The organism is Burkholderia sp. Bp8986 (assembly GCF_003854225.1).
In the GTDB taxonomy this organism is placed as follows: Bacteria; Pseudomonadota; Gammaproteobacteria; order Burkholderiales; family Burkholderiaceae; genus Burkholderia.
Genome location: NZ_QTQM01000216.1, coordinates 1 through 416, shown reverse-complemented (window position 1 = coordinate 416; position 416 = coordinate 1). Strand labels below are relative to the sequence as shown.

At 58.2% G+C, this 416-nt stretch carries 1 protein-coding gene; it reads left to right on the top strand.

What is annotated here, in order from left to right; all coding sequences use genetic code 11:
• Positions 1-54: 54 nt before the first annotated feature.
• Positions 55-416: hypothetical protein (locus DID99_RS36955; RefSeq protein ID WP_148094734.1), on the top strand; the 362-nt coding region annotated here is incomplete at its 3' end.

Sequence of the window (416 nt, the reverse complement as noted above, 5' to 3'; positions counted from 1 at the left end):
AAGGATTTTGCGGCATGCCGGACGCCCGAACATAGCATCGACGTTGTGACCCGCATGGAGCAGAAGCACTACAAGGGTAGCGGCCTATTCGGCCTGAGGCACGGCGGGGAGACGCAGCCCTTCGTTTTTCCGGCGGAAGAGGAGGGGAAGACACTGGGTGACGCCCGCACCATGAAGCTCTCGAATGGGCAGCTCATCTGGTTCGATCCGAGAGCGTATGACGGTCGCGAAGAGCTTCTTGCGTGGGGTATCACCGACGACGCGGCACTGAATGGTGCTGCCTCACAGGAAGGGGTGGCTCGCGAGCTGGGGGAAAAGCTGTTCGGTGGCAAATGGACCGACAAGCAGGTCAAGATGTACGCCGCGATGCTGGATGAAATGTCGTTCTTCATCAAGCAGTTTAAGTACGCATTGAT